Genomic DNA, 12911 nt, shown 5'->3' with positions numbered 1-12911 from the left:
CTATTTTTCGTTTAATAATCTTTGGATTATATGAGTAGCATCCATATATGATGCAACAGATTTATCGTAATTTAATCTGTTTATTATTCTTGATATAAAGTCAGATAAATCAACAGCTTTAAACCAAGGAGCGTCTTTTAATTCATCAGGAATATAAGTTAAGTTAGTTGAATAAACACTCTTAATTATTCCATCATTGAAGAATTTGTTGAATTTTTCTAAACCTTCAGTAAAGAATGAGAAAGTAGTAGCAACATATACATTTCTAGCATTTCTTCCTTTTAATTCTTGAGCAATATCAAGTACAGATTCTCCAGATGCTATCATATCATCAACGATTAAAACATCTTTGCCAGCAACATCTCTTCCCATATATTCATGTTTAACTATTGGGTTTTTACCATTAACTATACGTGAATGGTCTCTTCTTTTGTAGAATAAACCAACGTCAACTCCTAATACGCTTGAGTAGTAAATTGCTCTATCCATTGCTCCAGTATCTGGACTTATTACAAGTAATTTTTCCTTATCAAGCTCTAAATCTTTCTCATTGTGAATTAAAGATTTAACTATATCATAAGTTGGGTAGAAGTTTTCAAATGACATTAGTGGGATAGCATTTTGAACGTTAGGGTCGTGAACGTCAAAAGTTAAAACTTCATCAACACCTAATCTTTCAAGTTCTTGAAGTGCTAAGGCACAATCTAAAGACTCTCTTCCTTTACGTCTATGTTGTCTTGATTCATATAAAAGAGGCATTATTACAGTAATTCTTCTAGCTTTTCCTCTTATTGCAGAAACAGTTCTTTTTATATCTTGGAAATGCTCGTCTGGTCCTTTATGATTTTCAAAACCAAACATTTTATATGTACAACTATAGTTACCTATGTCACAAAGGATGTATATATCTCTTCCTCTTACAGATTCAGGTATTTTAACTTTTCCTTCACCATTAGAGAATCTTATCTCATCAGTTTTGATTAAAAAAGAATCCTTGCAATTTCTTTTTTCTTGTATAAGCTTGTCTATAGCGTTGCCAAGTTCTGTACAGCTTTCTAAAGCTATAATTCCTAATCCATGATTTTGTTCGTTCATTCGTCTATCTCCTTCTCAATGCATATTTAAAATATTTTACAATCGTAAATACTAAAGATATTGTCACTTATATTATATACGAATAATCTGCTTTTAAAAATAGAAATTTATCATAAATTTTGACTAAATTTAAGAAATTACGCTAATTTTCCTTGTCAGATAATTTAGATTTTTTAGAAAATATGAATATTATTCAAAATTTGATTTATAAATAATATGTTTTGTTAAGATATTAGGAACAATAATACTTTGATTTTATGTCTTTAATAAAGGGGGAGAGATAGGACTAATTTTTAGGACTTTAGAATTTTAGAAAAAACAAATTTTATTAGACTTAAAATATATTGAAAGATATATGGATTAAAATGAGAGTGTTAAGAAATTTGAAAAAAATTATAAGAAATTTTTAGTTTATATGAATTAAATTTCATTTTATGGTTGTTAGTAGCTTGTCCTTCGTATAAAATTAGACTAAATTAAAAGTAAACTTTATTTATTTTATATTCATAGTTTTTTATGAATATAGAAAGTTTAATGAGGGAGTTTAATAATTAATTGGTAGAATAGGAATAAAAAGCTATGGGGAGGCATGTTTGTGGAAATATTAAGTCATGGATGTACTTTAGATTGTTTTGATTGTTGCAAATTTAGTGTTTATAAAGAAAAGGATAAAATAATAAAAATAGAAGGGGATAAGGATCATCCTTTTACTAAGGGAATTATATGTAAAAAGGGAATGGCACACTTAAAAAGATTAAATCATAAGGATAGAATTTATACACCTCTTTTAAAGATTGATGGTAAGTGGAAGAAAATTACCTTTGAAGATGCATTAAACATAATGAAGGAAAAACTTGAATTTTTAAAGAAAGAGCATTCTTCAAAATCTATACTATATTATAATCAATATGGAAGTGGAGGAATTCTTAAGGGAATAGAGGATGTATTTTTCAACTTTTATGGAGGCGTTAGTAAAGCTATAGGAGGACCTTGTTGGAGTGCTGGTATGAGAGCACAAAAATATGATTTTGGAGATTCTATTTCTAATTCTTTAGATGATATGGTAAATAGTAAAAATATATTTTTATGGGGAAAAAATCCCGCTTATACAACCGTACATACAATGTCTATGTTAAATAAGGCTAAGAAAAATGGAAGTAGAATAATAGTTATAGATCCTATAAATACCCAAAGTGCAAAGCTTGGAGATCTCCATGTAAAAGTTAAGCCAGGAACAGATGGAGCTTTAGCAATGGCAATGGCTAAGGTCATTATATCTAAAAACCTTCAAGATAATGAGTTTATAAGTAAGTATGTTTTAGGATTTGAAGAGTATAAGGAGCATTTAGAGGAGTTTGATTTAGAGTATTTAAGCGAAGAATGTGGAATATCTATAAAGGAAATAAATAAACTTACTGAGATATATTGTGAAAAAAATTCAAGTATATATTTAGGATATGGAATGCAAAAATATAAAAATGGAGGAAATACCATAAGAGCTATTGATGCATTAGGCACTTTAACTGGCCAGGTTGGAGTTAAAGGTGGAGGAGTAAATTATGCCAATAAGGTTTTAACTAGAATATTGGATTTAGATCCTTTTAAAAGTGAGAGCTTTGGGGAAAATAGAGAATTTTATGTTTCGAAGATAAATGAGTTTATAGAATTGCCTGGAAAATATTCTTTAAATAAAGAAGATTATATAGCTCCGATAAAAATGATGATTATAGCTAATAGCAATCTTATGAATCAACTTCCTAATTTAAATAGGTTAAATGAAACCTTGGATAAAGTAGATTTTAAAGTTTGTTTTGATATGTTTATGACAGATACAGCTTCAAAATGTGATTTATTCATACCTTGTACCAATACTTTAGAAAGTGAGGACATGGTATTTAGTTCAATGACTAATCCATATTTAATTTATAATGAGAAAGTTGTAGAGCCTAAAGAAGAACTTATGGATGAGTATTTCTTTTTCATGGAATTAGCAAAAAGAATGAATTTAAAAGGATATCCATTGGTTTCAAAAAAAGAGTATTTAAACAAAGTTATTGATCCATTAAGAAGATATAATAAAGATATAAATTTAGATATAATTAAGAAGGAACCATTTACAGTTTATAATGATATAGCTTGGAAAGATAAAAAGTTTAAAACACCTTCTGGAAAGGTTGAGATTGCTTCTGAAAGAGCCTTAAAGGAATGTGGAAGTTTAATTCCAACATATATACCTAATGTAGTTAAATTAGAAGATGAATTTTTAGATGAGGATAAAAATAAGTTTAGGCTGCTTACTAATCATTCTAAGGATTCCTTGTCAAGTCAACATTATATGGACATAGAGGGAATGTCAAAGGCATATTTAAATGAAAAGATGATGAAAAATCTTAATTTAAACGATGGAGAGAAATTTAGGCTAAAATCGTCAAATGGAGAAATAATAGTAAAGTGTTCTTTAGATAATGGAGTTCAAGATTATGTGGTGCTTATGTATGTTGGATGGTGGAAAAAGCATGGCAATCCAAATTTTTTAACTGAATCAGGCATTTCTGATATTGGTGGACAAATAACATACAATGATACATTTGTTGAGATTGAAAAGATAACTTTAAATAATAAATAAAATAACAAAAGGAAAAGGTTGGTATTTGAAGAGGATAAACATTATAGAAAAAGGAGGAATTACTTCATTAAAAAATTAGTTTGTGAAGTGAGTAAAATATGGTGAATGAAGAGATTTTAGAAAATGGATTTTTTAAAATAGAGAAAAAACTTAATGAGGAACTTATAGGGCAAAGAATCTTTAATAAGGAATTATGCAATTATTTTAAAGAAAAAATTGAAGAAAATAGCAAAGGTATATTACTTATAGTAGAAGAAAGAGATGTATTTAAAAATAGTGTATTAAGTTTGTTTTTTAAAGAGCTTAGTAAGCACGAATTTGTTAAAAATAGTAAGATAGATGAGATTGATTTAGCTGCATATGAATTTAATTTGGGATATAATGCTTTCTTAACAGATTTATATGAAAAACTAAATAATGATTCTCAATGTTTAATATTTAAAAATACAGAAAAAGCAAGTGAAGATATATTAAATATACTTTCAGGTATAAGTCCTAATTCTTGTATAGAGTTAAAAGATAATTATGTAATAAAGAATAAGTTTTTAGTTGAAGCAGAGGAAGTTGATGAAGAAATCATAAATAGAATTATTTGCAATAATAAGTTCTTTATATTCCTTTATAACAAAGAAAAGGATGAAGATTTTGAAACAATATCTAAGGAGTTTTTAGTTAATAAGGACAAAGCATTGTATAGAAAGGCACTAAGTGAAAAGGATAAAAATAAGGTCATAAAGAAAAAATTATTAAAAGAGATAAAAAAGGTTAAAGAACTTTTTGAGGTTGACATAATAATAGGTGTAGATGAAGACCCAGAAATAGAAGAAAAAGCAGGGGTTTGTCCTTATATAGGGGATAACTTTAGAGAAAAAGGAAGTCTGAGTTTAGATCAATATATATCCTATAAAATATGTAAGCCAATAACTAATATTATTAGAAAAGAAGGAATTGAAGCAAATAGTAGATTGCTTATATATGTAAAAGATGATGGTATCTACTGTAAGTCAAATGATGAAATATATGATTTAAGTAAGTACACAACTCCAACTTTAGAAGAGGTTAGATATAAGCTAGAGTCTATTATTGGAATGAAAGAGCTTAAGGATTTTATAGATAAAATAGAGAATAACTTTAAGGTACAAAAGATAAGAGAAAAACTTGGACTAAAGCCAACTCAAATATCTTTAAATATGATATTCGCAGGAAATGCAGGTACAGGAAAAACTAATGCTGCAAGAATAACTTTTGAATACTTACATGCTTTAGGGATGATAAAAGAGAACATATTTAAAGAAGTTAGTAAGGCAGATTTCATAGGCGAGGGAGTTAGTGATACTGCCAAAAGAACAAATGAAATAATAGAGTCTGCTTTAGGAGGAGTATTGTTTATAGATGAAGCTTATTCCTTATGTAAAGATGAAAATGATAAAGTAGGACTTGAAATTGTAGATGCTTTATTAAAAGGAATAGAAGATAATAGAGACAATATAACTGTTATTTTAGCTGGCTATGAAAAAGATATGGAAAACTTTTTAAGTTTTAACCAAGGGTTAAAATCAAGATTTCCAAATGTAATAAAATTTGAAGATTATAATCCATCAGAAATGTATGAAATAGCCGTTAATATTGCTAAATCTAAGGGATACAGAATAGCGAATAATGCAAAGGCTGGACTTATTGAATTATTTACTAAGAACCAACTTGTTGGAAAGAGTGATTTAGGAAATGCTAGATTTGTTAGAAATATTGTAGAAAATGCAATAATGGATGCTTCAAAAAAATACTTAGTAAATAAAGAAAGAGCTATAGATCTTTTAGAAAAAGATAATTTCAACTTTAAAGTTAGTGCTAAATTTGATTTGGAAGAAAAGCTTAAGGAAATAATTGGACTTGAAGAGGTTAAAGAATTCTTAAGAAGTCAATATAAACTTATAGTGGCTCAAGAAAAGAGAAAGTCTGTTGGAGTAAACACTAAAATAGAACAGAACTTAAATATGATATTTGCAGGAAATCCTGGAATAGGAAAGACTAGCATAGCAAGATTAGTTGCTGAAATGTTAAATAGTATGGGGCTTTTAAAGGTTGGTCAATTAGTTGAAACTGATAGATCAAGTTTTGTTTCAGATATCCCAGGAGAAACATCAAAGAAAACTGAAGAGAAGTTTAAGGAAGCCTTAGGTGGTGTTCTATTTATAGATGAAGCATATACCTTAGCTAATGATTCTTTAGGAAGGGAAGCTATAGAAACTCTTCTTAAATTAATTGAAGATTATTCAAAAGAAGTAATAGTTATTTTAGCTGGTTACGAAGAAGAGATGGAAAACTTCTTCGATGTTAACATAGGATTAAGGTCAAGATTCCCTCTTTGGACTAAGTTTGAAGATTATAATCCAAATGAACTTTTAGAAATGGCCATAAAATTAGTGGAAGCCAAAGGATTTAAGCTTTCCAAGAATGGATATTCAGAACTTAAAAAGAGTTTTGTTGATATATATGAAAATGCAGATGCTCAATCAGGTAATGGAAGAATGGTAAGGAATTATGTTGAGCAACTTATAAGAAATCAAAGCATTAGAATTGCAGAAAGTGATATAAGTGTTTATGAAATGAATTTAATAAACACAAAAGATATTAAGGCTATGAATGCAATTAAATATGATAATCATTTTGATTTAGAGGAAAAATTAAATGCTTTAGTAGGAAATGAGGGATTAAAAGATTTCCTAAGAAGTCAGTATAAACTTATGAAAATCAAGGAGAAAAGAAAGAAACTTGGTTTTGAAGTTGACTTAAATAAGTATATGAATATGGTGTTTACTGGAGAAAGTGGAACAGGTAAAAAAACTGTTCTTAATATATATTCAGAGATGCTATATAGTATGGGAATATTAAAAGCTAAAAGCATAGTTCAAATAGATAAATATGAGTTTATGGCAATGGTCAACTCAGGTATAAAGGTAGAAGATATGTTAAATAAACATATTGGAAAAGTTTTATACATAGATAAATGGAATACCTTCTTTGGAGAAGAAAGATATAATGAGATAGTTTCAGATCTTATAAAATTCATAGACAATAATAGTAATAGAATAGTTATTGTTCTTGGTGGCGTAAGAGGAAAAATGAAAGATCTTATATTAGCTAATGAAGGATTAAACTATAGATTCCCTGTTTGGGTTGACTTTGGAAATTATAATGAAAAAGAATTATGTGACATAGCCTTAAGTACTTTAGTTAAAAAAGGTTTCTCTTTAGATGAGGAAGCTGAAATTGCTTTAGAAAATGCCATTGGAGATATGCAAAAGAGAATAGGGGAGTTAGCTCTTAAAAATGGTCTTATGATAAAGCAATTTTTAGATAACTTAATAAGAGTACAAAGTGTAAGAGTGTGTGATGAAGAATTTAATATAGATAAATTAAATAAAATATTAGCAGAAGATATATTAAAAAGTAAGGAAAGTTTCTTAAAGAAAAATGTCACTCAACATGGTAGTTTTTAAATAAATATTATTTTGAAATTTGGCTCTGTTTTAGGTTAATACTGATTTTTAGTTACACTTTCAGACTTACTTAATTTCGCAAAGTATTGCTTATTAAGATGGGCCTTACAATTCTATGTAAAGATTAATAATAGGTTAAAACAGAGTCTAAAAATTTAGTGCTTTTAATTAAGCCTAGTATAAATATTAATTATATTAGGCTTTATAGTATTTGTTTATATAACTTTTATAGTTTTTGGTTAGTAAATAGAAATTACTTTTTTATTAAGATATATTAACGTAATCAAATTTTAATTTTTATGTATATTTGCCATGATATAATTTGAAAACAGATGAAGAAGTTTAGTGAGTTTGATTAAAAAGACAAGCTTAATTTCTCATAACAACTATATTTTAGGAGGTGTTGTTGTAGTAATAGAGCAATAGTTAAATTAAAGGGATTAACTATTACTTACAACGAAAATAGTATGATAAAGAAGAAAAGTTTAATGAAAGTTCTTTGTGGGGCCATAGTAAGTACATTTATGTTTGGAGCAGCAACTCCAGTTTTTGCACAGAGTCAAAAAACTGAGTCCGTAGTAACTTTAGGAGCAAATCTAACTGAAGCAGAGAAATTACAAATGTTAGATGCTTTTGGCGTAAAGGCTAATGAAGTTAAAATAATAGAAGTAACTAATCAAGATATAAGAGAACAATTAGGTATGGATACAAGTAAACCTATTCCACCAAGCAGTCAATCTATATCAAGTTCTTATGTAGTAGTTAAGGATAAAGGTGGAATAAATGTAACCACTAATAATCTAACAGAGGTAACAGGAAGTATGCTTGCCAATGCACTTCTTACATCAGGGGTAAATAATGCAGATGTAAAAGCAGATGCCCCATTTAAGGTAACAGGAACTGCTGCTTTAGCAGGTATATTAAAAGGGTTTGAAGATGCCTCAGGAGAAGAGTTATCTCTTCCAAAGAAAGAAGCCGCTAGGGAAGAAATCTCTTTAACTAATAATCTTAGTGAAGCAAAGACTAAAGATGGACAAACATTAGGAAAAGATGAGGCAGCTGTAGTAGTTAATGATATTAAAACTGATGTAATAAAAGATAAGCCTAAGAATGATGAAGAAATTGGAAAGATAGTAAATAATGTTACTAATAATTACAATATAGTTTTAACACAAGGTCAACAAGAGCAAACTATACAATTTATGTCAAAAATAAATGATTTAGATTATAACTACAATGCTATGAAAGAGTCTTTAAATCAAATGAATGATAAGCTTCAACAAGTTTTAAAGGATACAGGAAAGCAACTTGAAGAGAGTGGACTTTTAGAAAAGGCATTAAACGGAATAAAGAATGTTCTAGTTGATATTAAAGACTTTATTGTAAATATGTTTAGTTCAGCTAGTGAGAAGGTTAAAGACGGAATAACATATGATGAAAATGGTAATATAGTTATAAAGACAGGAAATAATTCAGATGACTCAAATAAACAAGAGGATATTCAAGATCAACCACAATACCAGCAAACACAACAACAAGATCAATCAACACAACAAAATAAATAGTATTTAAATTAGAGAGATTAACTAATCTCTCTAATTTTTTATTTGGCTATATTTTGGTTGAATGTTAATTTTTAGTTAGTTCCTTAGGCCTATTAAGAGAGACTTACAGTTCTATCTAAAAATTAACATTGGATTAAAATATAGCCTTTTGTTTTAAGAAAAGTGATTATAAGAATAGATAGAATAATAATGCATTGTAATAGTATTATATGAAATATGCTTTGACAATCAAGGGAAATTAAAATTAATTTAGGTAAAAAATTTAAAAATTCAATTTATTATTAATAAATTGTTCAAAAGGTGATTTAAGGTTTATTTAAGATTAATAATATTCAAAATTTATACATAAATTTAAAAAATATGATATTATTAGGATAAATAATTTGTAAGGGAGGATATTCATGAAGAAGAAATACATAATAGCAATAGTAACAGTTGTAATACTTGCAGGAGTTGGAGTTGGTAGTTATTTTTTAAAGCAAAGAATGAATAAAGAAACTGTAGCAACCATGGAAATTTATACTGTACCTTCTACAGATAAAGTATTTGTAAATGGTAAAATCGAGCCAGAAAAGGTTGAAACTATATTTTTAGAGCCTACAAAGGGAGAGGTAGATAAGGTTTCAGTTAAAGATGGAGAGGTTGTTGAAAAGGGAGCTCCTTTATTTACCTATAAGAATGAACAGGTTCAGAGTCAAATAGAACAATTAGAGCTTCAATTAAATTCAGCTAAGAGTCAAAAAGAAGAAATTCAAAAGCAAAATACAGAAGCTAAAAAACAATTAGAGGCTTTAAAAAAAGCAGGACTAGATAATCAGAATGCATCTCAAGGTCAAGTGCCAAATTTAGGACAGAATGCAGGTGGAGAGTTATCAACAGGTAGTATTGATGATCAGATAAAACTTTTAGAAAAACAAATAAAGGCATTAAAGGATAAAGAGTATTATACAGTAACTGCACCAATTGATGGAAAGGTGATATTAGGAGAGTCAAATGGAAGTCCTACACAACCGTATATGACTATTGAATCTAACAATTATTATGTTAGCGGAACAGTAAATGAAAAAGACCAACCTAAAATTAAGGATGGTCAAGAGGTTGAAATAAATATACTTTCAACAAATAATAATATAAAAGGTAAAATAACTTCAGTTGGAAATACTCCTGTAGATGGAGGAGCCTCACTAGCCGCACAAGCAGGAGCTCAAGGAGGAGCAGGTGGAAATATGTCTTATTATAAAGTTAACATAACTCCAGATTCTCAAGAGAGTTTAACTAATGGATTCCATGTTCAAGCATCTGTTAATCTAGATAAAAAACCAATTGAGATTCCTAAAGTAGCAATTTTAAATATAGATAATGAAGAATTTGTATTTAAAAATGTAGACGGAAAACTTGTGAAACAAGTTATAACATATTCACCTAAAGAAGGAAGTGAAGATGTAGTTATAGTAAATAGTGGACTTAATGAAGAAGATAAGATAATCTCTAACCCTACGCCAAACATGAAAGAGGGGATGAAGGTTGAGTAATATAGTAGAAGTTAAGAATTTAAATAAGTACTATAATTTAGGAAAAGAAAAATTTCATGTCTTAAAAGGTGTAGATTTAACCATAGAACAAGGTGATTTCGTTATGATAATGGGTAAATCAGGTAGCGGTAAGACAACTCTAATGAATCTATTAGGATTATTAGATAGATTTGAAGATGGTACATATAAGTTTAATGATATGGATGTAAGCCAATTAAAAGAAGAACAAAAGGCTAACATTAGAAATAAATATATGGGATTTATATTTCAACAATTCCATTTAATAAATTCTATGACTATAGGAAAAAATGTTGAGCTTCCCTTGTTATATAATGAAAAGAATGTTCCTCGTAAGGAAAGAGAGGAACTTATAGATAAGTATCTAAATATGGTTGGATTATCTGAAAAGAAAAACCAATTTCCTCTAGAATTATCAGGAGGACAGCAACAAAGAGTAGCTATTGCAAGAGCACTTATAAATAATCCATATGTTATTTTTGCAGATGAGCCAACAGGAGCATTAGACAGTAATACAGGTATAGAGATTATGGAAATCTTAAAAAAACTTAATCAGGATAAAAAGACTATAATTATGGTAACACATGATGAGGATTTAACTAAATATGCTAATAAAGTAATAAGAGTTAAGGATGGAGTAATAACAAAGGGGGAAGATTATGTCAGCAATTAATTTAATAAAAACAGCCATTGCTAGTTTAAAGTTTCATAAGCTAAGAACTTTTCTAACAATGATTGGTATTATTATTGGCATAAGCTCTGTAGTCACAATACTTTCAGTAGGGGATGGTTTAAAAGCTTATGTTTTAGAATCTTCTCAAGAAACTAATGCTAATAAAATAAATATAACATTTAAACCAGATAATTTTGAGGCTAATATGAGTCTTTTAGAACCTTTTACAAAGTCAGATATACAAGGAATAAAAGGTATAAAAGGAGTTAAAGATGTAAAGCCGTCTCAAGGATTCATGGGAGTCATGAGTTTTTCAAGTAGTCAGCTTCAATACTTTGACAAAAATCAATTTGCTATGTTAGGACCATACAATGGAAAGAATGAGAAGGTTGAATATGGAAGATGGTTTGAAGATGGTGATGAAAATAAATCTTTAATTGTTTTAGATAACAATGTTGCAAAAGAGTTATTTGATCCAATAGAAAGTGGAATTGGAAAAGCTGTAACTATGAATGGAGTGAATTTTGAGGTTATAGGTATTCTTCCTAAGGTTGATATGATGAGCTTTGGAGGAAGCACAAGTTATGTTCCTCAAAAGGCAATAGATAATATGAACAGCAATGAAGTGATAGCTTCACTAGATGTATCACTTAATGCAGATACTGATAAAAAGGCTATATTTAAAGAAATAGAGAAGTATTTAATGTCTAATCATCCTAATATTGCAGGAAAATATGAAATGCAAGATCCAGAGGAAATAACTAAAGCATTTGAAAATATAATAGGTGGATTAACTAAATTTATAGCATTTATAACAGGAATTTCTCTTTTAGTAGGAGGAATTGGTGTTATGAATATAATGTATGTATCAGTTTCAGAAAGAAAAAGAGAAATTGGTATAAGAAGAGCTATTGGAGCAAAGCCAAAGAGTATTTTACTTCAATTTTTATTCGAAGCGGTATTAGTAACCCTAATAGGTGGATTAATAGGAATATTGTTAGGTTACTTGGTAGCTAAAGGAGCAGGAGCTTTCCTACCATTTAAGCCAATTCTTACAATGAGTACATTTATAGGAGCTACTTTAGTCTCAATAATTGAGGGGATAGTATTTGGTATAATACCAGCTTATAATGCATGTAAATTAGATCCTATAAAGGCTATTTACAGATAATATTAAATTATAATATATTTGTTTAGAGAAAAAAGAAGAACCATAACATAATTATGTTATGGTTCTTTTTATAAAATGGTTATCTTTAAGTTTGTTTATTAATCTTTTGCTACATATTAAAAATTAATTATTACCTAAACCAAATAAAGTTTTCTTCTTATAGATAAAATATGCCATTAAAATAGGAAATATTAATGAAGATATAAGATTTGTTATGCTAAAACCAGTCATTATTATTGTATAGATAATACTTGCTGCTGTAATTAAAAAATATAGATAAACTCCTATAGATTTCTTCATTAATATGAGAATTACACTTGCTAAAAGTAGTATTGTAAAAATAAGATTTATAATTACTGTAGTTGTAGTTAAACCAGTTTGAGCATAAAATTCACCCATGATTTCTTGTACTGGCGGCATAAAGAACATTAAACATCCCAATATACCAAAAGCATAGAAGATTATTTGGATTACTGAAAGTGTAATAATGCCAGCCCCAATTTTTTCTTGTTTTTGATTTTCCATAAAGATACCTCCCATAAAGTTTATTTATTAAAATATAACATAAAAGTTAATAAAATGTAAAATAAAGAAATAAAATTTGTAAAGAATTAAGGAAAAATTAAGAAAATGGGCTATATGTAAATAACTTGTTAAAATAGTAACCATATGTTAAAATTATTCTGGTAAGTGGTATATTAAACTTTATTTACCATTAAAATTGTTTAAAA

8 protein-coding genes are annotated in these 12911 nt (G+C 28.1%); 6 read left to right on the top strand and 2 right to left on the bottom strand.

Features of this window, described 5'->3' with window-relative positions; translation table 11 throughout:
• The gene (locus AC2JAQ_RS09915) at positions 1-1095 is read right to left on the bottom strand and encodes a ribose-phosphate pyrophosphokinase (RefSeq protein ID WP_488456310.1); all 1095 of its coding nucleotides are present in this window, start codon (positions 1093-1095) and stop codon (positions 1-3) included.
• A gap of 595 nt (positions 1096-1690) precedes the next feature.
• Between AC2JAQ_RS09915 and AC2JAQ_RS09910 the strand changes: the two genes are divergently transcribed.
• From AC2JAQ_RS09910 to AC2JAQ_RS09885, 6 genes are all read left to right on the top strand, one after another.
• Positions 1691-3721 (top strand): molybdopterin-dependent oxidoreductase, encoded by a 2031-nt coding sequence (locus AC2JAQ_RS09910; RefSeq protein ID WP_488456309.1) that lies wholly within the window; start codon positions 1691-1693, stop codon positions 3719-3721.
• A gap of 98 nt (positions 3722-3819) precedes the next feature.
• The gene (locus AC2JAQ_RS09905) at positions 3820-7221 is read left to right on the top strand and encodes an AAA family ATPase (RefSeq protein ID WP_488456308.1); all 3402 of its coding nucleotides are present in this window, start codon (positions 3820-3822) and stop codon (positions 7219-7221) included.
• A 488-nt stretch (positions 7222-7709) separates the two neighbouring features.
• Positions 7710-8786: a DUF1002 domain-containing protein gene (locus AC2JAQ_RS09900; protein ID WP_488456307.1), complete on the top strand. Its 1077-nt coding sequence runs from the start codon at positions 7710-7712 to the stop codon at positions 8784-8786.
• Between the two features lie 401 nt (positions 8787-9187).
• Positions 9188-10318: an efflux RND transporter periplasmic adaptor subunit gene (locus AC2JAQ_RS09895; protein ID WP_488456306.1), complete on the top strand. Its 1131-nt coding sequence runs from the start codon at positions 9188-9190 to the stop codon at positions 10316-10318.
• Positions 10311-11009: an ABC transporter ATP-binding protein gene (locus AC2JAQ_RS09890; RefSeq protein ID WP_488456305.1), complete on the top strand. Its 699-nt coding sequence runs from the start codon at positions 10311-10313 to the stop codon at positions 11007-11009. The genes AC2JAQ_RS09895 and AC2JAQ_RS09890 overlap by 8 nt, the downstream gene beginning before the upstream one ends.
• Positions 10996-12180: an ABC transporter permease gene (locus AC2JAQ_RS09885; protein WP_488456304.1), complete on the top strand. Its 1185-nt coding sequence runs from the start codon at positions 10996-10998 to the stop codon at positions 12178-12180. Before AC2JAQ_RS09890 ends, AC2JAQ_RS09885 begins: the two co-directional genes overlap by 14 nt.
• 123 nt (positions 12181-12303) lie before the next feature.
• Here AC2JAQ_RS09885 and AC2JAQ_RS09880 read toward each other — a convergent pair whose 3' ends face one another.
• Positions 12304-12705, bottom strand: a complete 402-nt coding sequence (locus AC2JAQ_RS09880) for a hypothetical protein (RefSeq protein ID WP_488456303.1) — start codon at positions 12703-12705, stop codon at positions 12304-12306.
• Positions 12706-12911: the final 206 nt, after the last annotated feature.

The sequence above is a fragment of the Clostridium sp. LIBA-8553 genome, assembly GCF_057782465.1.
Note: the sequence above shows the minus strand (reverse complement) of the source record. Positions and strands in the feature narration are given on the sequence as shown.